Below are 21332 nucleotides of genomic sequence, written 5' to 3'. Positions count from 1 at the left end.
CGCGGGGAGAAATCAGGCTTGAGCGGCCAACGATACTACCGTCGTGTCGTTGCGCCGCGGTGAATCGGCTGTTTCGGCGCCAAGTGGCGCATCGCCAAACCAGGCCAGACGTTCGGCCAGCGCGGCGACCTCGCCCAGAATCAGCAGCGCGGGGGAACGTACCGCATAGTCGCGGGCGCGCTGATCGAGCTGATCGAGTGTACCGATCACTACACGTTGCGCCTTGCGCGAGCCATTTTCCACTAGCGCAAAAGGCGTATGACCGGCGCGACCATGCTCGATCAGGCGTGTCTGAAGGTTCTTGAGTTCACTCACCCCCATATAGACCGCCAAGGTTTGCCGCTCCTGCGCCAGCGCCCGCCAGTCGAGCGCATCGTTCGACAACTGACTGTGCGCGGTGACCAGGCGTGCGGAGGACGCATAGTGGCGGTGGGTCAAGGGAATGCCGGCATAAGCGGCACAAGCCAGTGCCGCGGTAATACCCGGAACAACCTGATAGGCGATGCCGTGTTCGCGCAGCATCTCCAGCTCTTCGCCGCCCCGTCCGAACACGAACGGATCGCCGCCTTTCAATCGCACGACGCGCTTGCCTTCGCGCGCATGGCGCAGCATCAGTGCATGAATGGTGTCCTGGGTCGCGTGATGGTTGCCAGCCTCCTTGCCGACCTCGATCCGCTCGGCATCCCGGCGAGCCAGTGCCAATACCTCGTCGCTGACCAATCGATCATGCAGAATGACATCCGCTTCGTTGAGCGCGCGCAGGCCGCGCAGCGTCAACAGGCCCGGATCGCCCGGCCCGGCACCGACCAGGATCACTTCACCTGCCGCGGACGGCGGCTGGCCGCTCAGTGCTTCGTCAATCCACTGCTCGGCCTCATGGGAGCGCCCCGCGCGAAGACGATCCAGCACGGGGCCGCTGAGCACTCGCTCGTAAAATCGCCTGCGCGCCGCTGGATCCCTATACCGCGCACGAATCGCATCGCGCGTACGGCCAAGCAAGGCAGCAAACGGACCCCAGGCATGGTCGAGCCATACCTCCAGCCGCTCGCGCAGCAAGCGCGCCAGCATGGGCGCCTCGCCGCCGCTGGAGATGGCCACCGTCACCGGCGAACGGTCGATCACCGCCGGCACATGAAAATGGGACAGCGACGCGTCATCGACCACATTGACGAAGATCCGCCGGGTCTCACCCAGGGCTGCGATGCGGGCGTTGAGCGTCTTGTCCGAGGTGGCGGCGATGACCAGCCACACGTCGTCCATCAAGGTGTCGACAAAGCGACCTCGATTGACGGCGATGCGCCCGGCATCGGCCCATGCCGTCAGTACCGAACTGAGTACCGGTGCCGCAACGCGAACCAACGCTTGCGCCTCCAACAGAGCGGCCACCTTGCGTTCGGCGACCACGCCTCCGCCCACGACCAGGACAGCGCGCCCACGAAGATCCGCGAACAGGGGGTAAAGCTTCATGACGGCGGAGGCATCTCTGGGCCTGGGAACTCCCATGCAAGCTACAAAGCCGGCCCGGTAGATCAAAATGATTTGTCAAGAAAGCCATATAGCTCGGCGTTATGAGATGCCCGGAAAAATTTGACTGAAGCATTAAATGGATGTATAGACGTCTGTTCATGAAAGACGATTCCGCCCTGCCCGCTGGTTCCCGCCCCGGTTTGCGCATGCAAGCCAGGCCGAAAGGCGCGTGGCGATGTATGTGCCCAGCCATTGGCCGCACCCACGTCCCGAATCCTTTGCCGCGAGCTTTTCATGACTCTTACTCAACTCCGCTTTCTGGTCGCCATCGCTGATGCCGGCCTGAACATCACGCTAGCCGCCGAACGCGTCCACGCGACCCAGCCGGGGCTCAGCAAACAACTGAAACAACTCGAAGACGAGCTGGGTTTTCAGCTCTTCACCCGCAAGGGCAAAAGCCTGGAAACCATCACGCATGCCGGTGGGCACGTGCTGGAGCGCGCACGCACCATCCTGGCCGAGGCGGCCAATATTCGCTCGATCGCTGCCAACCTTCGCAACGAGGCACGCGGCGATCTGCGTATTGCCACCACGCATACGCAGGCGCGCTTTGTCCTGACCGATGCCATCGCTGCGCTCAGCCGCATCTATCCGCAAGTCAGCGTGCATTTGCAGCCCGGTCGCGAAAACGATGCGCTGGCGCTGCTCGATGGCGGTCAGGTCGATATGGCCATCGTCAGCACTTCCGGCACACCGCCGCCGGCCGGTATCGCCCTGCCCGCTTATCGCTGGAACCGGGTGGTGTTGGCACCCGATACGCATGCGCTGGCCAAGCTGCCACGGGAATTGAGCCTGGACGACCTCGCCGCCCAGCCGCTGATCAGCTACGACTCGTCGCAAAAGCCCGAATCCTCGCTACGCCGCGCCTTCGATGCCGCCGGCCTGCTGCCACAGATCGCGATTACCGCCGGCGATGCCGATTTGATCAAGACTTATGTCCGTGCGGGCCTGGGCATCGGCATACTCGCCGAAATGGCCTTGCTGCCGCGCGATACCGGCGATTTGCGCGCGCTTCCGGCGGATCACCTGTTCGCCCGCTGCACCACCTGGATCGTGTTGCGACGGGAAAGCGTACTGCGCGAATATGTACTGGAGTTCATCGAGCGCTTCGCGCCGCATCTCGATCGCCGCGACATCACGCGCGCGATGGCGGCCGGAACGCATATCGCCGAAGGCGTTGCCGTGCCGCACTGGCGCGAGCGCCAGCTTGCCGATGATGGCGTTGCCGCGGCCTGACATCCGTTCAGGCCACGACGGCGTCGAGCAACACGCCAGTACGGTGCAGAAAGTCGCCGAAATCCTCGTGCGCACTGCGCTCCTTGGCGTAGTTAGCCAGTAAAGGATCGAGCGCATCGAAAATGGCAGCCTCATCGACGTTGACGCGATAGATTCGATTGAGCCGCTGTCCGCGAATATCCGCGCCTAGGCGCAGGTCATAACGTCCCGGCGCGCGACCGACCAGGGCAATCTCGCCCAGATAGGGGCGCGAACAGCCATTGGGGCAACCCGACAGGCGCAGATGGATCGGCACGTTGCGCAGCGCATAGCGATCGAGTAGTGCGTCCAGGCGCGTGACGAAATCGGGCAGGTATCGCTCAGCCTCGGCCATCGCCAGACCGCAGGTCGGCAAGGCCACACAGGCCAGGGCATGCAGGCGCACGGCGCTGTGCCGTCGATAGGTATCCAGCTCATGATCGGCGACGATCGCATCGATGCGATCGCGCTGATCGGCAGCGACACCGGCGACAATTAGATTCTGATTGCAGGTCAGGCGGAAATCGCCGGCATGGATCTGTGCCAGCTCGCGCAGTCCGCTCAACCAACGTTGCGTGCCGACATCGGCCAGCCGGCCGGAATCGATATGCAAGGTGAGATGCCAGCGCCCGTCATGCCCCTGCGCCCAACCGAAGCGATCGCCATTGTGGTCGAACCGATAAGGGCGCGTCGGTGCAAGGGCGAAGCCAAGACGCGATTCCACTTCGGCCTTGAATGCCGGCAAGCCGTGATGATCGATGGTGTACTTCAGGCGGGCGTGCTTGCGCTCCACACGATCGCCCCAATCGCGCTGTACGGCGATCACCGCTTCGGCAACCGCCAGCAATTGCTCGGGTACGACGAAACCGATCACATCACCCAGGCGCGGATAGGTGCTCGGGTCGCCATGCGTGGCCCCCATGCCGCCGCCAATGGCGATATTGAAACCAAGCAGCTCGCCGTGCTCGATGATCGCGATGATGCCCAAATCTTGCGAAAACACGTCCACATCGTTGAGCGGCGGGATGGCGATGCCGATCTTGAACTTGCGCGGCAGATAGGTCGGGCCATACAGCGGTTCGTGTTCGACCGGCCCTTGCAGCGGTTCGCCATCCAGCCAGATCTCATGATAGGCGCGCGTCTTCGGCTCCAGATGCTCGGACAAGCGTGCAGCCCAGCTATAAGCCAATGTATGGGCGGCAGGCTCGATCGGCTGCGCGGTGCTGACGACATTACGTGCGATATCGCCACATGCCGCGATCGTGGTGGCCATCGCGCGATCGATCGCGGCGATCGTGGCCTTGAGGTTGCGCTTGATGATGCCGTGCCACTGAAACGTCTGCCGACTGGTGATGCGCAGGCTCCCATTGGCGTAGTCGCGCGCCAGCGCATCGAAGGTCAGCCATTGGGCTGGCGTCACCACACCACCCGGCAAACGGGCGCGCAGCATGAAACTGTAGGCGGGTTCCAGTTTCTGGCGACGACGTTCCTCGCGAAGATCGCGGTCGTCCTGCTGGTAGCTGCCGTGAAACTTGATTAGCTTGGTGTCGTCGTCGGCGATAGCGCCGGTGACCGGATCGCGCAGGCTTTCGGCGATCGTGCCGCGCAGATTGCGGCTTTCGCCTTTGACGCGCTCGAAGTCGGATGGGTAGCTGCTCATATCGGGATATCTCGGAAAGCCGGTTATCGTGGGACGCTGCGGTCGCGACTGAAGTCGCTCCTACAAACTTGCGAAAGCCTCGCTATCTTGTAGGAGCGACTTCAGTCGCGACCGTCCCGTCTTCCCATCAATACACATCACGCGCATAGCGCCCCTGCTGCAAGAGTTCGTCGAGCCACGCTTGCGCCCGCTCCCGGCTATGGCCGCCATGCGCAACGGCAATATCGATCAGCGCAGCATGAACGTCCTTGGCCATCGCCTCGGCATCGCCGCACACATACAGATGCGCTCCTTCGCTCAACCAGGCATAGACGACCCGCCCTTGCTCGCGCAATCGATGCTGCACGTAAATCTTTTCGGCCTGGTCTCGCGAGAAGGCAAGATCGAGTCTGTGCAGCGTCCCGCGCTTGAGCTCCGCCTGCCACTCGGTTTGATAGAGGAAATCGCGCTGGAAATACCGGTTGCCGAAGAACAACCAGTTGCGCCCGACAGAGGCCGTTTCGCGCCGTTCCTGGACGAAGGCACGAAATGGCGCCACGCCGGTGCCGGGCCCGATCATGATGATGTCGCGCTCACCTGATGCCGGCAGGCGGAAGCGATCGTTGGATTCGATAAAGACCCGCGGCTGCACATCCTCGCCGCCGTCGGCCAGATAGCCGGAAGCGGCACCGCGGTGCTGTGTGCCATGCGCCAGGTAGTCGAGCACGGTAACCGTGAGATGCGCCTCCTCCTCGCCCACGGCCAGCGGACTCGATGCAAGCGAGTAGAGCCGCGGCGATTGTGGTCGCAGGGCGTCGACCAGTTGCTGTGCGCTCCACGACGGGCGATGGCGACGCAGCAGGTCGATCGGGCGATATGCCCTCAACAGTGCGCTCAACGCTGCGCTGTGTTCCGGTTTGAGCACCTGCGCGAGCGTGTCGTCACCCGCGGCGAGCGCCGCCACGAATGGCCGGCTCGGCCGGGTCAATTCGAGCTCGGTCGCCAGCCATTGCGACAGCGGCAGGCTACGGCCCGCCCGGGTGGCTTCGGCGTCGCCGTCCAGGCCCAAGGTTTCCAGCCACTGAGTCACCTGGGCCGGCGAATGAACCGGCCAGATACCCAGTGAGTCGCCCGGCAGATACTGCAGACCGGACCCTGCCAGCGAAATCTCGACATGGCGCACTTCCCGCTCGCTGTCGCGCGCCACGATCCGTTGGTTGGCCAATACGGTCGCCATGAACGGGTTGTCGCGCGAATGCTGCGTGGGCGCCGCCCGGGGCACAGCCCGTACGGTGGCCGGCGCCTGAGCGGCAGGACCCAGACTCTCCCGTGTCAGCGCGACAACGCTGTCCGACCAGGGGTCGGCGATGGTCTCGATATCCAGATCCGCCTCACCTGCTGCTACGAGGCGATGCCCACCCAATTCGGCCAGTCGCGCATCGAGCTGCCGCCCGATCACGCAGAACTGCGGGTAGCTCGAATCGCCCAGTCCGAGTACGGCAAAGGCCAGCTGGGGCAGCTTCGGTGCGCGCTTGCTGAAAAGGAACTCGAACAAGGCCCGCGCATCATCCGGCGGCTCGCCGTCGCCTTGCGTGCTTATGACGACATAAAGGTGACGTTCCTGGGCGAGCTCGCGCTGCGGGTAGGCATCGGCACGAACGAGTCGCGCATGCAGGCCCTCGCCCTCGAACCTGCGCACCAACTGCTCCGCCTGCCTCCGCGCGTTGCCGGTCTGGCTGCCATAAAGCACGGTAATAACAGGTTTGCTCGTCGGCGCGACTACCGCCAGGCTGCGTGCCGTCCCCGGCCGCTGTTCTGCCAGGCTGGCGCTGTAGGCAGCGACAGCGTAGAGCTGAGCCGGGCTCAGGCCGATGACGAGCTCATACAACAGGGCCCGCTTGTCTTCGTCGAGGATCGATGTGGCCGGATCGGGCCAGGGAACCGCGTTCACTTTGCCACCTTTGGACGTCTTTACGGCTTCACGTCACAAAGTACCGCTGGCATGGGAAACAGGTAAAAGGACATCTGGGCATGAGCTTATGCATGCCCTTCATGTGCCGACATGGGTGGCCGCCGACAGTTAGCCGCAGTGCGCGGACGCACTGCGGCTAAACGGTCTGCTCAGTGTCCGGCCGTACCCGACGAAGCCGGAGCGGCGCCAGCGGCGGTGCTGGCCGCTGCCGGGGCTGCTGCCGGTGCCGGCGTGCTTGCCGGTGCAGCGGGCGTCATGGCGGTGGTCGAAGAGGTCGGGGCAGCCGCCGGCGGTGTCGCTGCCGTGGATGATTGACCGGCTCCCGGTTGCACCTGGTCGCTATCGTGCTTCTGGCAACCACCCAGAGCCAGAGCGACACCTGCGGTCACGATACAAAGGGTAAGACGATTCATGAAGTTCTCCTGTGGTACGTGCGCAACATACGCGGAGGCGCCGCGACTGTTATCGGCCGCGGCGCCGCTAAACGAGATCATTGACCCCGATTCTTCTCACTCTGGTCGCTAGGACGCCCCTGCTGCGGCTGCGGCTGCGGCTGGTTGTCACGCGGGCCAGCGTTCTTGCTGTGCTGTTTATCCTGATGCGGCTGGGCGTTTTTCTGTTGCCGCTGATCGTTCATTCCGCCCGTATTGCGTTTCTGATCGCTCATTTCCAATCCTCCGGTAGGTTGCACGTCATCGCAGTAGGAAGCTGCGACTGCGTTACACCCTGACCCCATGCGCTGAAAATCGATGCGCAGTGACCATCAACAAGCTCTTCTACAAAACGCCTTTCTAAAAACGTCAAACTCACGATTCGGTTGGCTTGCAACTGGGCAGACACAACTCCACGCGCGTCCCTATCCCCAGCCTGGACCGGAGTCTTACCACACCTTGAGACTGTTTCACAAAGCCATGGATGATCGAAAGCCCCAGCCCCGTGCCCTGCCCCTGCGGTTTGGTGGTGAAAAACGGATCGAAGGCCCGCGCAGCCATCTCACGGGACATGCCGATACCGTTGTCCTCGACCACCAGCATGACATAAGCCTGCCCCTTGGCGCCGCTCCTGTCCAGTTCGGTCGATATCCGCAGGGTACCGCCATCGGGCATGGCATCCCGGCCATTGATGGCAAGGTTGAGCAGGGCCGTTTCGAGCTGGTTGCCATCGCACATGACATAAAGCGGCACGTCCGCCAACTGGATCGCGATCTGGACACGCTTGCCAACTGTCCGCTCGAGCAGCTCCGTCATCGATTGCACGAGTTGGCCGACATCCACACAGCTGGGCATCAGCGGCTGGCGACGCGCAAAAGCCAACAGCCTACGCGTAAGGTGCATCGCACGCTCTATCGAACGCATAGCCTTGTCGATCTGCTCGCTGGCAGCGTCGGTTTGCCCGCGTTGAAGGCGCATCTGCGCAATATCCAGGCCGCTGGTAAGCGCCTGCAGAATATTGTTGAAATCGTGCGCGACGCCGCCCGTGAGCTGGCCTAGCGCGTCCAGTTTCTGTGCTTGAAACAGTTGCGCTCGTGTTTCCTCCAGCTCCGTTTCAGTAGCACGCTGTTCGCTGATGTCCTGCATGATGCAGGCACAGCCGTGCAACACCCCCACCTCATCGCGCAATGACCGCAAATGTACGTGGGCCAGGAAGCGGGAGCCATCTTTACGCACGTTCCAATGATCCGCCTCGTAGTTTCCGACGGTCGCGGCGGTGCTCAGCGCCCGGTCGATATCCGTACGGGACAGTTCATCGGGCGGGAAAAGCATCGTCAGCGACGCGCCCATAATATCCTTGGCGTCATAGCCGGTAAGGCGTTTGACACCCGGGTTCCAGTCGCGGATGCGCCCGTCGTTGTCGAGCATGCACAGCGCATGGCCCGGCACACCCTCGACAAAAAGCCGATAGCGTCGCTCGCTTTCTTCCAATTGGGCCTGCGCTTCCCAGCGTTCGGTGACATCGCGGGTTATCTTGGCAAAACCGATCAGTTCGCCCTCTGGATCGCGAATCGCATCGATCGCCACCAGTGCGCGAAAGTTGCTGCCGTCCCGGCGAACACGCCATGCCTCGCCGTTGAATCGCCCGGTCTCCCTGGCTATCAACAGTGCCTTGGCAGGAGCGCCGTACAACCGGTCTTCCTCGGTATAGAACATCGAAAAATGCCTGCCAAGCACTTCCGACGCTTCGTAGCCCTTGATCTGACGCGCGCCATTGTTCCAACTGGTGATGAATCCGTTCGGATCCAGCATGTAAATCGCATAGTCGACCACCGACTGCACCAGCAACTCATAGCCGGCGCTCGACAAACCACCGCCAGGCTCCGTTTGCAGGTCCGAGCCTGGTAGCAACCTCAACAGGTTGTCATCGATAGGGGCCATCACAGTCTCTGATGGGTTAGCGTTCGCGCACACGCCTCGTGAACGACGGCCAGTAGCGTCTTGCGGCCGTAAGGCTTGGAAAGAAACCGCATGTCTTCCTTGAGCGGTGTATCGGCCCAACCCAGATCGCCCGATACCACCACCACCGATGCCCAATTCCCCCTGGCCCGCAATTCATAGGCCAGTTCAATACCATTCAACCCATCACGCAGGTTCACGTCCGTAAACACCGCGCCGATGTCCGGATGCTCTTCGGCCAGACGCAAAGCCTGGCTCGCATTCTTTGCCTGCAGCACGACATATCCAGCGTCCTCAAGCAGCAGGCTCGTGACGTCCATGACGTCGATATCGTCTTCGACCAATAAAACGGTTTCCACGTTTACCTCAACGCGCTGATTACATTAGGAGTGCAACGCAGGCAGGGTGATGAGCTTGTGATGGCCGAGGCTTCAAGGGCAACAGGCGCTTCACAAAATCATCATGAATATCTCGTCAATGTAGATTAAGTCACTGACGTTTATCCCGGATACCCGCCCATGAGTTCGATCCTTGTTATCGACGATGAACTGACCATCCTGGACGTCACTACGGCAATGCTCAATGCCTACGGCTACCCGCATCATGTTGCTCAAACGTCAGCGACGGCGATGCAGCTGATTGCCGAAAACGACGACATCGATGTTGTGCTGGCCGATGTCAATCTTGGTAACGGCGTAGATGGCATGCGTGTCGCCGAAGCGATCGCCGCCAAAGGCTGGACTGGGTCTTTCATCATCGTTTCCGGCGACCCGGAAGCGTTCTCAGGCCGACGCGGCCAATTGGAGCGCGCGCTGTTCCTGATGAAACCCTATGGTCGCAAGAGCCTGATCGAGGCGCTGGAATCTGCGCGTGCGATGGTCAGACAGCCGATGGCATCAGCGGCCAACACCTAGCCGACCGGATTCTCCAGTATCCCGATACCTTCGATCTCGATCCGCACCACGTCGCCACGATGCAGAAACCGGGGTGGCTTGAAACCCACACCAACACCCTCTGGCGTGCCTGTCGCAATGACGTCACCCGGATATAGCGTGATGCCAGCAGACAGGGTATCGATAAGTGTCGGGATATCGAAAATCAGATCGCGCGTATTCGCACTCTGCCGTAGTTGCCCATTGACGTAGCAACGCAGGTCGAGGCTTTGCCCGTCAATCTCATCGGCCGTAACCAGTGCTGGCCCCATCGGCGCGAACGTGTCGAAAGATTTGCCGAGAAACCACTGCTGGTGGCGCTTCTGCCAGTCACGTGCGGTAACGTCGTTAATGATCGTGTAGCCGAAAACATGCTTCATCGCATCGGCTTTACGGATACCTCGGCCACCCTGGCCGATCACCACCGCCAGCTCGGCTTCGTAGTCCAGCGCGTCGGTGACGCCCTGGGCATCCCAGATGGCCTCGCCATGGGCAATGACGGTTTCGGGTGGCTTGGTGAAAAATATCGGCGCCGTGGGAATGGCATCGCTCGCTTGCTGGCCGGCATCGAAACCGCTGCGCGTGAACTCTTCGGCGTGGGCGCGATAATTCTTGCCTACGCAAAAGATATTTCTTGCGGGGCGAGGAATCGGCGCAAGTAGTGCGACCTGCCCGACTGCGATCTCTTCGCCACGTTGCCAATGATCGTGACCTGCCAGATGCGCCTGGATCAGACCGATCATGCTATGCACGGGTTCGCCATCGGCGAAGCGCAGAGGACGAACGGTCTTTTGCTCAGGATTCCATTCGGCAACCCATACCTGCTCGTCGTGTTCGCATGTCACCAGTTTCATCGCGTGCCTCCCGGCTCTATCTGGGCAAGGTCGCTCGCCTGTGGGAAAAAATCAATCATCCCTGATCGCGGGTTATTCGGCGTGGCGCTATCGAACACAAGAGCCCCCTCACCCCAACCCTCTCCCCGGGCAAAGCCAGGGGAGAGGGTTGGGGTGAGGGGGCGCAAGAAGCGATGCGAAGCGTGCATTAACGACAAGCAGGTGGCAAAACCTGCAATGATGTATCGATCAACCGAGCCAAAGCAGGTGCATCGGGCGTCGCTCGACCAGAGATCGAACCGCACAGATCGGCAATCACGTGACGACGCATGGAAGCTCTGGCGCCCAAGCATACCCAGGACCGATCGCCACCTAGGGGTAAAACCGCATAACCGACCGCAGTACAGGAATCAGCCACACGCTCTGCCAGGCTCCGACCGGCAAATTCATCAGGCGGCGCGGAAAGACCCGGATCGAAATAACTATCGGGAAAGAATGCCGCGTAACGCGCCGGCTGCAGCGTGGTCGCATAGTTTCCTATGACCAGCGACAACGGCCGATCGCAGTCGGCTGCGGCAACGACCGACCGGATCATGCGGTAGAGCTCATCACGCAACGATGGATCCCGATGCCAGAGCGGTGCCATGGCATCGAGCACAGGCAAGCGTGCCGCAACCGCCATTCGCCCGATGTCATGCGCGTGCTCGGGATGGCATCTACCGTAGAGGCTGCTATTGAACAGGAACAGCAGGTCGCGTTCGAAACCGTCATGCGCATCGAGTTGCCGAGCGGCGGTGCCGCGGTTATCTGGCGACAACCATGCCCCGGCATCGACACGGTGCTGTTCGGTCCGAACAACGACAAGCGTCTGATGGACATCCGGCCCCCGCTCTGCCCGCCACCAGGCCATGCCCGCCAGCACTGCCGCCAGGACGAGGCCACCGAACAGCCAGCGCCTCCTCATCGTGGGCTACGAAGCACGCCGTGCAGGCAATTCCCAATGCGGAAAGGGATCGAGCAACATCGACCAGGCCAACGGCCCGACCATCAGCTCATGATCGCGTAACAGACAGCGGTTGAGTGCCGCACGGATCTCGCTCTCGGGCAGGTCGATGCCGATCAGCACCAATTCCTGACGGCGATCGCCGTAAGTTGGATCCCAGGTGGCACGCAGCGCCTCGCGTTGTTCGGCATCGGCTAGCTCGGCCGGCCCCGGCGGCGGCACGCCGATATCCGCCGTGCTGAACGGCTGTCCGGTGCGGCGGCTTCGATGCCGGCTTGCCCACCAAAGCCCTGCGGGTTTGGTTTCGGTAGCGCCACCGGCAACGATCAGTTCGCCAACCCAATCCATGCGGCTGGCCAACCAGAAAAAGCCCTTGGCGCGCAGCACGCCCGGAATGCCCCCCGTGAGCAGATCCTGCAAACGTGCCGGGTGAAAGGGACGCCGGCTCGTATAGACGAAACTGGTGATGCCATACGCCTCCGTTTCCGGCAGATGCTGCCCCATCAGCTCCTGTACCCAACCGGGCGCGAGCTTGGCTTGCTCGTGATCGAATGCGTGGGTATCGAGCACGCTGTCGAGCGGTACGCGGCCATACTCGGCCTCGATCAAACGCGCGTTGCGGTTGAGCGCGCGTAACAAGCGACGAAGCTGTGCCAACGGTGCCTCGCCCAAGGTGTCGCATTTGTTGATCACGATGACATCGGCAAACTCGATCTGGTCGGTCAACAAATGCACCAGCGCACGCTGATCGTCCTCGCCTGCCGTTTCGCCGCGCGCCACCAGCATGTCACTGGAACAGAAATCGTTGACGAAGCTGCGGCCGTCCACCACCGTGACCATGGTGTCCAGCCGCGCCACGTCAGAAAGGCTGAAACCGGCCTCGTCGCGAACATGGAACGTTGCAGCGACCGGCATCGGCTCGGATATGCCGGTCGATTCAATCAGCAGATAGTCGAAACTGCCTTCTTCGGCGAGCCGTCGTACCTCTCGCATCAGATCGTCCCGCAAGGTACAGCAGATGCAGCCGTTGCTGAACTCGACCAGGCGCTCGTCGGTGCGCGTCAGCGTAAAGCCGCTCTCGCGCACCAGGTCCGCGTCGATATTGACCTCGCTCATATCGTTGACGATCACCGCGAGGCGACGCCCTTCGCGGTTGAGCAGCAAATGGTTCAAGAGCGTCGTCTTGCCGGCACCTAAAAAGCCGGAAAGTACGGTAACGGGAAGGCGGTCGGACATGATCGTTGACCTGTTGGGCAGGGTGGACGGAACAGCGCGCACATATCACTCGAACGCGTGGCGCAGATCCTTGGCGTGATCTTCGTTATAGGGAAGCAAGGCCGCCTGCTGCATGTCATAGGCAGATGCGGCCATGCTGTTGCTGGTGGTCTCGATACGCAGCACGCCGCGCAGCCAATACGGGTCCCATAGCTGCGGCGGATCGATGCCATGTGCGAGCACTACGTGCACCATCATGTTCGGCGGCGGTGGCGGCACGTGGATGCAGGCGCCATAGAACGGCACGAAAAAGAACTCGGTCATGCGGTTCTGATCGTCCGAAGCGAGCGGCACGACATAGCCGGACAGCCGAACCTTTCGACCAGCCAGTGCGGGGATCGTGTGCAACGTGCCGATCTGCTTGCCCTGCTTGTTGCCGATATGCACGACCGGCGGCGCATGCTGCAGCTGGTCGTAGTCTTCCTTGGGCATCATCCGTGTCCATTCCAGCTCGGCGTAACCGTCGTCATCCGCATCGCCAAGCGTGCCTGGAGCCAGCCCATCAGACGGCTCGATGCCTCGCGAGGCAGCCACCGCCTGTGCTGCCAGCGTGCCATCGGCGATGGCCTTGGCACGCTGCTGGCGGCCGGCTTGCGCGCTCGCTTCGGCACGCGCCAATATCGCTTGCGCACTGGTTCCCGCAGTAGCGGGACCTGCTTCGTCGCCGGACTGGCGGGCACATCCGACCAGCGCAACGATCGCAATGAGAACAAGCTTCCTCACAAGTGCACCTGCAAACCGTCGGCAAGCGAACGGCGATAGGCAATCCACGCAGGGAGGCAACCGGCAAGCAGTGCCGCGGCGATCACGGCAGCGATCAACAGCCATTCGTTGGCGCCAGGAAACCCAAGGCTCAGGTTGAGTCCGAGTTGAGCGGCAAGAAAACCGTGCAGGACGAACAGCGTTACGTACATGAGCGCCACACCCAGCACAATTCCCGCCACTGCAAGCAGCCCTGCTTCGAGCACCAGCAGCAGAAATACCGTTCTTGCCGAAGCGCCGACCGCACGCAGGATCGCCATTTCCCGTCGACGTTCGTTGAGCGTCGTCAACAGTGCGGTCAGCATGCCGCACAAGCCGACCAGCACGACCATCGCACTGATCGCACGCAATGCGCCCTCGGCAGCACCGACGAGGCCCCAGAGCTGGCTGAGCGCGACGCCGGGCAAGATCGCCTGCAAGGGTTCCTGGGTGTATTCGTTGACCGCGCGTTGTACCGCGAACGACGAAAGCCGTGAGTTGAGTCCGACCAGGAATGCCGTGATCGACGTCGGCGTCAGGTCCATGCCACGCGCCTGATCCGCGCTGACCGCCTGCCCCGGAAGACGCATGCCCGACTGCCAGTCGACGTGAATCGCTTCGATGGCCTGCAGGCTCACGATGACGCTCGCATCGACCGGTGTACCGGTCGGCGCGAGCACGCCAGCCACGCGAAAGGGCTTATCGGCATGCAGCATCTGCCGCATCCCGCCGAAGCCGTGAGCGATCACCAGCGATTGCCCAACGTGGTAATTCAACTGGCGCGCTACCTGAGCGCCGATGACCGCATCGTAAAGATCGCCAAAGGCGTGGCCTTGCTCGAACGCGAGCTCATGATCACTGCCATACCGATAGCGTTGAAAAAACTCCGCCGTGGTCCCCATGACACGAAAGCCGCGGTGCGAATCGCCCAGGGAAATCGGTACGGTCCAGCGAACCTCGGGCAGCGCGGCGATTTCCTTGTAGCTCTGCCAGGACACGTTGTTGGTGGCATCGCCCAGATGGAACACCGAGTACAACAACAGGTTCACCGGCCCCGAACGCGCGCCCACGATCAAGTCGGTACGCGATACGGTGCTGGCAAAACTGCTGCGCGCATCCTGGCGCAATCGCTCGACACCCAGTAGCAGCCATACGCTCAAGGCGATAGTGACCACCGTAAGCACCGCGGCGACACGCCGCTGCCGCAAACTACGTAGCGCAAGGCCCAAGGCTCTCATCATGCCGGCTCCCGTTGCATGGCGCGGGCGCTCAACTTGATCACCCGATCGAAATGGCGGGCGAGCGCCATGTCGTGACTGACGAACACCAGACTGCTACTGGCGCGTTCGCATTCAGCGAGCAGCAGGCGAAGAAAGATATCGCGCGCATCGGTGTCCAGGGCCGAGGTAGGTTCGTCGGCGATGATCAGCTCCGGACTGCCGATCAAGGCACGCGCGGCGGCGACGCGTTGCTGCTGTCCCACACTCAGCTCGGTCACCCGGCGTTTGCGCAGGCTCGTTTCATCCAGGCCCAACGCCGCGAGCAGACGCATGGCTTCCAGGCGAGCGGTCACGTGCCCGCCGGCACGCTGTTCGCGTCGCGGCGAAAATGCGCAGCTCAGCAATACGTTGTCGAGCACGCCCAGATACGGCAGCAGATTGAATTGTTGAAAGATGTAACCGATATGATCGGCGCGAAACCGATCGCGTGCCGCAGCCGGCAAGCTGGACAACACCGTATCTTCGACGCGCACGTGGCCTGCGCGCGGTACGGCAATTCCGGCCAGCAGACTGAGCAACGTACTTTTGCCACTGCCGCTCGGACCGCAGACGAAAACGCGCTCGCCGCGCGCGACCTCGAAGCGCGACAAGGCAATGACATCGCTCTTGTCCCAGCCAAAGCGCAGATCGAGGCAACTCAGCAACATCGCGTCACCCCACGGAATCACGGTGCCAACATCACGCGGTATTCGCCCTGCCCCAGCTCTTGCCGATCCTGTTTTTGCGGCAACACGATATTGACCACAAGGCGATGCGTCGCGGGGTAACGATCGGCCAGGTGGATATCGATATGGTCCAGCCGATCCGGCTGGGTGCAGCGATAGTCGTAGCGTGCATCGATATCCGCATGACCTTGCGTGACCACGGCTGGATCGAGCCCGCGCGCCTGCACGCTGCTATGGGTCAGCACGCAGGCAGCCGCGCTCGCCGGAATCAACCAGGGCGCTGGATCGCGCATGGCGGCGAGAACATCGGCCACCTGCTTGCTCTGCTGCCCATCGTGCGGCGGGTGTTCGAAACCGAGCATGTTGATGGCTGGGGCATCCAGCACGACTTGCAGCACCGTCGCGTCCAGCCCGACATCCACCGTCGTCGTGCCGTGCACATGGGCTTCTTGCTGGCGCACCGTCTGGGCAGGAGCTGGCACCAGGGCCGATGCCAGCACCAGACCGACGGTTAGCGACAGGACAAGTTTCATGGCGGCTCCGGCTAATAAGTAACGTTATAACATAACGATCATAGGCCGCAACGGCACCCGAGGACACACGACTTCTGGCAGGGGTCGTAGCCGGCACTGTCATGAAATCTTGGGCGTTTGACATCCGTTTGCCACATAAGCAGACGCATCATGTCGCGCTGCAACGTCGGCCGGTCGCCGACGTCAAGTTTCCGCCCGAAGCGCCGATGAAATCTGCCAGTTCTGCGCTTTCCGAGAGCAGCCTTGTGATGATCAAAGCCATGTCCGACGCCGCTGAGCGAGAACGATCGCTGCTTGACCAGGCGCTGGCGTCCGATGCGCTGACCGCCCATTTCCAGCCGGTCGTACATATCGAAACGCATGCGGTCGTGGCGCACGAAGGGCTGATACGTTCCGTCCTGGCCGGCACGGCACTGACGCCGATCGATCTGTTGGACCTGGCGCGGGCGCGTGGCCGCCTGGCCGATTTCGAACTCGGCGCCGCGCGCTGCATCGTCAACCAGTTTGCGCAAACCGGCGTTGGTGGTCGCCTGCTGATCAACCTCAGCGCGCATGCCATCCTGCAAGCCGGCGTCAGGCCCGAAGACGTGATCGACGCCTTGACCGTGCCGGGCTTCGACCTCAGCCGCGTCACCATCGAACTGACCGAACGCGACATCGTCGAGGATGCGGCCAAGCTCGCGCACAGCCTGGGTTACCTGCGCGCCAGCGGCATCCGCATCGCGCTGGACGATTTCGGTAACGGCCATTCCAACTTCGAGATGTGGAACGAGATTCATCCGGAGGTGGTAAAAATCGACCGCTACCTGATCAACGGCCTTTCGCGCAGCGCGGAGAAGCTGGCCATCGTGCGTGCGCTTTGCACCGTGGCCGAAACCCTCGGCGCGGACCTGGTCGGCGAAGGTGTCGAAGATGCTGACGACCTGCGCATGCTGCGCGAACTTCGCATCCCCTATGCGCAAGGCTTTCTGATTGCTCGTCCCGCGCCGGTGCCGATCGTCCAGGTGAGCCGGCAATACATCGATGCCGTCACTGATCCGGATGTCGTCGTGCCACCCAGTTTAAGCGGCCCGGTCACCGCGCGCCCGCTCAAGGCGGAGCACTTGTTGATCGAAGCGCCGGCCGTATCGCTGGCGCAGAACAACGACCACGTGGCGGCGATCTTCTCCTTGCATGAGCGTCTGCACGCCATTGCCGTGGTCGACCAAGGCAGGCCCGTGGGCATCATCAATCGCCGCCATTTCACCGAACGGATGGCCCAGCCGTTCGCGCGCGAGTTGTTCGCACGCAAGGTCTGTACCGCGTTCATGAACGACGCGCCCCTGCTTTGCGATGCCGAACAATCACTGCAAAGCATGGCCGACATCCTGCGCGGCGAAGACCAGCGTTATCTGAGCGACGGTTTCATCATCACGCGTGGCGGCATGTATCTCGGCCTGGGCACCGGCGAATCACTGGTGCGCCGAGTCACCGAAATTCGCGTCGAAGCGGCGCGCTATGCCAACCCCTTGACCTTCCTGCCCGGCAATATCCCGGTTACCGAACATCTCGAGCGCCTGTTGCAGGCGCGACGGCCGTTCGTGACGACCTATTTCGACCTGGACTTCTTCAAGCCCTTCAACGATCACTACGGCTATTTCCGCGGCGACGAAATGATCCGGCTGCTGGCCAGCGCCCTGACCGGCGACCTGCGCCAGGACAGCGACTTCGTCGGGCATATCGGCGGCGACGATTTCATCGTGCTGTTCCAGAGCAACGATTGGGAAGAACGCTGCCGGCAGATGCGCGAGCGCTTCAACACCATGGCCGCCACCTTGTTCGACGATGTCGACCGGCTACGCGGCGGGATCGAAGCCGAAGACCGCCACGGCAACCTGCGCTTCTTTCCGCTGACCACCGTCTCGGTCGGCGCCGTAGCCATCGTCGACGATTTCCCCAGCGAAGCCGAAAGCGTCGCCAGCCTGGCTGCCCAGGCCAAGCGGACGGCCAAGCGGCAGTCGGACGGCTTTCATGTGGACCGCTATCGAGCCGATATGCATGTGTTGGCGATCAGCGAAGCGCCTGGTGGGCCGATCGACATCGAGCCCTGAGCGGATACGCGACCAACCACAGCGCAATCGTGCATTCGCAACCGCTCTAAATCCGCGAGGCCAACATAGCCCGCCGGGAAACAATATCCAACGCAAACGCCAGCGCGCACAGCACAAGGCAAAGCACGCACACCCCGCTCCAGCCCGCAGCCGCCCAGGCAGCGCCCGCGGCCAGCGCCCCCGCACCACCACCCACAAAAAATACGCCGACAAACAACCCATTCAATCGACTGCGCGCTGCCGGATCCAACATATTCACCGCACGCCGCCCAAGCGTCTGATCGCCAATGGCCCCGGCATCGATAACGATAGCCGCAAGCACCAACGCCCCCAATGCAAGCATCGGGTGCGCATCAAGCGAAAACCCAAACCAGCCGGCTCCCGCCATCGCGGCAACCAACACGCCCAGAACCATGATCGCATGCGCAACCGGCATCCCAGCCACGCTGTAACCGCGGTCACCGATACGCCCCGCAATAGGCGCAACCACCGTTCCCGCCACGCCCGCAAACGCGAACAGCGCCACGCCATGCGCACTCAGTCCAAACGGCTGCTGCACCAACCGCAAACCCACTGCCGTCCAGAACGCGGTGAATGCACTCATGCCGATCGCCGCAGAAAGCGAATAGCGGCGCAGCACCGGCTCGCGCTTCCACAGCGTGACCAAGGAGGCCATCAAGGCCCGATACGAACTGACACGCTCAGGATGCCGCTGCGGCAGCCAGCGAAACAGGGCAAAAGCCAACACGGCATTCATCACCGCCAGCAGACCGTAAAACGAACGCCAGCCAAAGCTCCCCGCCACCGTGCTCGCCAGTGGCCGCGACAACAGAATGCCGATCATCACCCCGCTCATTACATTACCGACCGCCGTGCCACGACGATCCGGATGCGCCATCGCCGCCGCCAGCGGCACCAGAATCTGGATTGCGCACGACGTTGCGCCAGCGATGCACACGGCAAACAGGAACCACGGAGCGGTTGGCGCAATCGCCGCCAGACCAAGCATCAGCGCGCAACAGCTCAAGGTCACCACCGTCAAACGCCTGTTCTCAAACAGGTCCGCTAGCGGCACCAGAAACAACATGCCTACCGCATAGCCCAACTGCGGCAACATCGCCACCAACCCGGTCCACGATGACGGTAGATGCAATGCCTGCCCCACCGGCCCCGTAAGTGGCTGTGCAGCCGAAAGATTCACGATGATTACGCCAACGGCTAGCGCAAACAGGAAGGTCAACGGCCCGGTCAGGGTTTCGAGCGGCTCCTGAGCGGGCTCGACAGCCAGCTTGGGGCGTGTGGCGTACTGCATGACAGCGAGGCCTTGCATGAAGAATGGTTGATCATGCTAAATAGGCACGCACCATGCTTCAATTGAATAATCTTTATAGTCTTTATGCTATTGACTCATATATCGAGACTAGGTCATCCCGAGTCCGCCACATCCAGCAATGCTTGACTCTCATCTACGTCGTGCAGCACGCCCTTACATATCATCTAGCTCCTGAAGATATCCATGTGATAAAGACATTGCTCTTCGTCACAGGCCGTCGGCATCAGTCAAGGACGCGCCGGCCCATCAGCAGAGGGGCCGTCTTGCACCAAAAATATCTGCTAAGTATCGTTTGAACTCTAAATCGCTCTGTCACTCCAAACCGGTGGCCTCACGTCCAAAGCACTATGCCCATTCATATTTTAATTGTTATTCAATAAGTAATTTATTTTCTCCACAACACTTCTAGCCTCAGAAGACCAAGGTGGCACAGTCATTTTTGCCAATCTGTAGAATTTTATCGCGAGATCGAATTTTTCTTCCCTTTCAAAAATTGAACCTCTCATAAAATCCAGCATCCACGGAAACTTTGATTCTGACGTAACTCCATCTACTTCGTTAATGGAAATAGCTCCGTTTGCGCGCCATTTTTTAATAAGATCAGCGCATGGCGAAGATCCATGATACCTACAGTTATCATATCCAACCCAGGCCATGGACTGATAAAATGCCTCACTAGTACTCATGGACTCAAACGCCATCCCGTATTTAGTCATAGCCTCCGCAACAGTGGAAACTTTATAAGGATCACTCATCTTCAACGCCTGAACGGCATACCACAGGAGCAAACAGGTCCTACAGACTGCCCCCGGCCTTTCTTTGAACCTTTCAAAACCTTTGCTCCAAGTCTCATGATTTTCGGCGAAACGCCCTCTCGCAACTGCGCGAATGACAAGAAAAATTAAACACATCCATTTTTCAATAAAGTATTTCATGCCCAGCAGTCTGGACAGTCATCACCTTTGACCGAATTATTCTGCTGGCTAGGTTCTGGCGTAGGCTGCTGTGAAGGAGTCGGCGAACTGTTACGATTTGGGCTAGCATTTGGATCCTGTTGATTACTTGGCGGGGGAACATCAGGACCCACTGTAACCGCCGGATGACCGTGAAGATTCTTAACAAGCTCAGCAATAAGTTTTAGCACATCGATAAAATCGTCCACACGTTTTAATGGATGCTCCTTTATCTCTTGCGGAATCCAAGGCTCTTGTTTTCCCTCTCGCAGATCTTGCGGCCTCGGCCTCGGCTTTAGCCCCGCCTCTCTAGCAAGATCCGCCGCTTTTTCTGCTGCCGTTCGAGGAATGGGATTTCGTATACCCTGTCTTATGGCCTCAGACAAGGGGGTCGGCCTTAAACCCGCCCTCAGCATGGCATTCGGCTCTACAGGCGAACTTGAAAAAAATATTTCTTGCCTCCCATCCGGATCAATATAAATTACGGGATTGTCCAGAGTGTAGGAATACCGGTTTAATTGATAAAGACCACTGACAGGCTGCTTATCTATCGGGTCAACGCCTAAAAAACGCCCCACTTGCGGATCATAGTAGCGAGCTTGCATATATACGAAGCCAGCATCGGCGTCATTTACGTGCCCTGTAAAACCAGGACCATTGGCATTAACGCCCGCCGCCTGGACACCATAAGGGCGATAGTCAAAACTGGCAGTAACTACACCTTGGCTATTCGCCTCAGCCAAAGGCGTCCCTTGATGGTCAGTATAGACATAGACAGTATTACCCGCATCAGCGCCAATCGAAGTTAGTCCAAGTACAAGTGCAACCAAGAACAACTTAAGACTTAATCCGCGACCCATAATCTCACCCTTCGATTGATCCAACCAGCACTACCACTCGGTCACGACAACA

General features: G+C 60.8%; 20 protein-coding genes. 3 read left to right on the top strand and 17 right to left on the bottom strand.

Annotated elements, in window-relative coordinates; all coding sequences use genetic code 11:
• Positions 1 to 12 precede the first annotated feature (12 nt).
• Positions 13 to 1467, bottom strand: a complete 1455-nt coding sequence (gene cysG, locus QMG46_RS14440) for a siroheme synthase CysG (RefSeq protein ID WP_281848525.1) — start codon at positions 1465 to 1467, stop codon at positions 13 to 15.
• Positions 1468 to 1761: 294 nt separating this feature from the next.
• Between cysG and QMG46_RS14435 the strand changes: the two genes are divergently transcribed.
• Entirely contained in the window at positions 1762 to 2763 is a 1002-nt protein-coding gene (locus QMG46_RS14435) for a LysR substrate-binding domain-containing protein (protein ID WP_281848524.1), read from the top strand.
• A 7-nt stretch (positions 2764 to 2770) separates the two neighbouring features.
• Here QMG46_RS14435 and cysI read toward each other — a convergent pair whose 3' ends face one another.
• From cysI to QMG46_RS14405, 6 genes are all read right to left on the bottom strand, one after another.
• A complete protein-coding gene (gene cysI, locus QMG46_RS14430; RefSeq protein ID WP_281848523.1) occupies positions 2771 to 4441 on the bottom strand; it encodes an assimilatory sulfite reductase (NADPH) hemoprotein subunit in 1671 nt (556 codons plus the stop codon).
• Positions 4442 to 4568: 127 nt separating this feature from the next.
• Positions 4569 to 6371, bottom strand: coding sequence for an assimilatory sulfite reductase (NADPH) flavoprotein subunit (locus QMG46_RS14425; protein ID WP_281848522.1), 1803 nt, complete (start codon positions 6369 to 6371; stop codon positions 4569 to 4571).
• A 170-nt stretch (positions 6372 to 6541) separates the two neighbouring features.
• Positions 6542 to 6805, bottom strand: a complete 264-nt coding sequence (locus QMG46_RS14420; RefSeq protein ID WP_281848521.1) for a hypothetical protein — start codon at positions 6803 to 6805, stop codon at positions 6542 to 6544.
• Positions 6806 to 6882: 77 nt separating this feature from the next.
• Positions 6883 to 7059 carry a hypothetical protein gene (locus tag QMG46_RS14415; RefSeq protein WP_281848520.1) on the bottom strand — a complete coding sequence of 59 codons (177 nt, stop codon included), beginning with the start codon at positions 7057 to 7059 and terminating at the stop codon, positions 6883 to 6885.
• 139 nt (positions 7060 to 7198) lie between these two features.
• A complete protein-coding gene (locus tag QMG46_RS14410; protein ID WP_281848519.1) occupies positions 7199 to 8764 on the bottom strand; it encodes a PAS domain S-box protein in 1566 nt (521 codons plus the stop codon).
• A complete protein-coding gene (locus tag QMG46_RS14405; protein WP_281848518.1) occupies positions 8764 to 9141 on the bottom strand; it encodes a response regulator in 378 nt (125 codons plus the stop codon). The genes QMG46_RS14410 and QMG46_RS14405 overlap by 1 nt, the downstream gene beginning before the upstream one ends.
• A 159-nt stretch (positions 9142 to 9300) precedes the next feature.
• Here QMG46_RS14405 and QMG46_RS14400 point away from each other — a divergent pair, with 159 nt between their 5' ends.
• Entirely contained in the window at positions 9301 to 9696 is a 396-nt protein-coding gene (locus QMG46_RS14400; protein WP_281848517.1) for a response regulator, read from the top strand.
• Here QMG46_RS14400 and QMG46_RS14395 read toward each other — a convergent pair.
• The 7 genes from QMG46_RS14395 to QMG46_RS14365 all read right to left on the bottom strand — a co-directional run bounded on the left by QMG46_RS14395 (position 9693) and on the right by QMG46_RS14365 (position 16044).
• Complete coding sequence (locus tag QMG46_RS14395) at positions 9693 to 10568, bottom strand: fumarylacetoacetate hydrolase family protein (protein WP_281848516.1); 876 nt, start codon at positions 10566 to 10568, stop codon at positions 9693 to 9695. The two genes, QMG46_RS14400 and QMG46_RS14395, sit on opposite strands and share 4 nt — an antisense overlap.
• A 187-nt stretch (positions 10569 to 10755) precedes the next feature.
• Entirely contained in the window at positions 10756 to 11511 is a 756-nt protein-coding gene (locus QMG46_RS14390; RefSeq protein WP_281848515.1) for a hypothetical protein, read from the bottom strand.
• Between the two features lie 6 nt (positions 11512 to 11517).
• On the bottom strand, positions 11518 to 12786 hold the full coding sequence (locus QMG46_RS14385) for a GTP-binding protein (RefSeq protein ID WP_281848513.1): 1269 nt from the start codon (positions 12784 to 12786) through the stop codon (positions 11518 to 11520).
• A 45-nt stretch (positions 12787 to 12831) separates the two neighbouring features.
• Complete coding sequence (locus QMG46_RS14380; RefSeq protein ID WP_281848512.1) at positions 12832 to 13548, bottom strand: DUF3299 domain-containing protein; 717 nt, start codon at positions 13546 to 13548, stop codon at positions 12832 to 12834.
• On the bottom strand, positions 13545 to 14807 hold the full coding sequence (locus QMG46_RS14375) for an ABC transporter permease (protein ID WP_281848511.1): 1263 nt from the start codon (positions 14805 to 14807) through the stop codon (positions 13545 to 13547). Before QMG46_RS14375 ends, QMG46_RS14380 begins: the two co-directional genes overlap by 4 nt.
• Positions 14804 to 15493, bottom strand: coding sequence for an ABC transporter ATP-binding protein (locus QMG46_RS14370; RefSeq protein ID WP_281848509.1), 690 nt, complete (start codon positions 15491 to 15493; stop codon positions 14804 to 14806). The genes QMG46_RS14375 and QMG46_RS14370 overlap by 4 nt, the downstream gene beginning before the upstream one ends.
• Positions 15494 to 15510: 17 nt before the next feature.
• Positions 15511 to 16044, bottom strand: coding sequence for a ZrgA family zinc uptake protein (locus tag QMG46_RS14365; RefSeq protein ID WP_281848508.1), 534 nt, complete (start codon positions 16042 to 16044; stop codon positions 15511 to 15513).
• Between the two features lie 260 nt (positions 16045 to 16304).
• On the opposite strand from QMG46_RS14365, the gene QMG46_RS14360 reads away from it, so the two are divergent.
• The gene (locus QMG46_RS14360; RefSeq protein WP_281848507.1) at positions 16305 to 18134 is read left to right on the top strand and encodes a GGDEF domain-containing protein; all 1830 of its coding nucleotides are present in this window, start codon (positions 16305 to 16307) and stop codon (positions 18132 to 18134) included.
• A 46-nt stretch (positions 18135 to 18180) separates the two neighbouring features.
• Here the strand turns inward: QMG46_RS14360 and QMG46_RS14355 are convergent, their stop codons facing one another.
• The 3 genes from QMG46_RS14355 to QMG46_RS14345 form a co-directional block, all read right to left on the bottom strand.
• Positions 18181 to 19464, bottom strand: coding sequence for an MFS transporter (locus tag QMG46_RS14355; protein ID WP_281848506.1), 1284 nt, complete (start codon positions 19462 to 19464; stop codon positions 18181 to 18183).
• A gap of 365 nt (positions 19465 to 19829) precedes the next feature.
• A complete protein-coding gene (locus tag QMG46_RS14350) occupies positions 19830 to 20402 on the bottom strand; it encodes a hypothetical protein (protein ID WP_281848505.1) in 573 nt (190 codons plus the stop codon).
• The gene (locus tag QMG46_RS14345) at positions 20399 to 21304 is read right to left on the bottom strand and encodes an RHS repeat domain-containing protein (protein ID WP_281848504.1); all 906 of its coding nucleotides are present in this window, start codon (positions 21302 to 21304) and stop codon (positions 20399 to 20401) included. The genes QMG46_RS14350 and QMG46_RS14345 overlap by 4 nt, the downstream gene beginning before the upstream one ends.
• Positions 21305 to 21332 lie beyond the last annotated feature (28 nt).

Source organism: Dyella sp. GSA-30 (assembly GCF_027924605.1).
Classification (GTDB): Bacteria; Pseudomonadota; Gammaproteobacteria; order Xanthomonadales; family Rhodanobacteraceae; genus GSA-30.
The sequence above is the reverse complement of the archived record's forward strand: the minus strand, read 5'-3'. Positions and strand labels throughout refer to the sequence as shown.

Bases quoted from the DNA above. Each gene is read 5' to 3' on its own strand.
- cysG (WP_281848525.1), bottom strand. From the start codon at position 1,467: ATGAAGCTTTACCCCCTGTTCGCGGATCTTCGTGGGCGCGCTGTCCTG.
- QMG46_RS14435 (WP_281848524.1), top strand. From the start codon at position 1,762: ATGACTCTTACTCAACTCCGCTTTCTGGTCGCCATCGCTGATGCCGGC.
- cysI (WP_281848523.1), bottom strand. From the start codon at position 4,441: ATGAGCAGCTACCCATCCGACTTCGAGCGCGTCAAAGGCGAAAGCCGC.
- QMG46_RS14420 (WP_281848521.1), bottom strand. From the start codon at position 6,805: ATGAATCGTCTTACCCTTTGTATCGTGACCGCAGGTGTCGCTCTGGCT.
- QMG46_RS14415 (WP_281848520.1), bottom strand. From the start codon at position 7,059: ATGAGCGATCAGAAACGCAATACGGGCGGAATGAACGATCAGCGGCAA.
- QMG46_RS14410 (WP_281848519.1), bottom strand. From the start codon at position 8,764: ATGGCCCCTATCGATGACAACCTGTTGAGGTTGCTACCAGGCTCGGAC.
- QMG46_RS14400 (WP_281848517.1), top strand. From the start codon at position 9,301: ATGAGTTCGATCCTTGTTATCGACGATGAACTGACCATCCTGGACGTC.
- QMG46_RS14395 (WP_281848516.1), bottom strand. From the start codon at position 10,568: ATGAAACTGGTGACATGCGAACACGACGAGCAGGTATGGGTTGCCGAA.
- QMG46_RS14390 (WP_281848515.1), bottom strand. From the start codon at position 11,511: ATGAGGAGGCGCTGGCTGTTCGGTGGCCTCGTCCTGGCGGCAGTGCTG.
- QMG46_RS14385 (WP_281848513.1), bottom strand. From the start codon at position 12,786: ATGTCCGACCGCCTTCCCGTTACCGTACTTTCCGGCTTTTTAGGTGCC.
- QMG46_RS14375 (WP_281848511.1), bottom strand. From the start codon at position 14,807: ATGATGAGAGCCTTGGGCCTTGCGCTACGTAGTTTGCGGCAGCGGCGT.
- QMG46_RS14370 (WP_281848509.1), bottom strand. From the start codon at position 15,493: ATGTTGCTGAGTTGCCTCGATCTGCGCTTTGGCTGGGACAAGAGCGAT.
- QMG46_RS14365 (WP_281848508.1), bottom strand. From the start codon at position 16,044: ATGAAACTTGTCCTGTCGCTAACCGTCGGTCTGGTGCTGGCATCGGCC.
- QMG46_RS14360 (WP_281848507.1), top strand. From the start codon at position 16,305: ATGTCCGACGCCGCTGAGCGAGAACGATCGCTGCTTGACCAGGCGCTG.
- QMG46_RS14355 (WP_281848506.1), bottom strand. From the start codon at position 19,464: ATGCAAGGCCTCGCTGTCATGCAGTACGCCACACGCCCCAAGCTGGCT.
- QMG46_RS14350 (WP_281848505.1), bottom strand. From the start codon at position 20,402: ATGAAATACTTTATTGAAAAATGGATGTGTTTAATTTTTCTTGTCATT.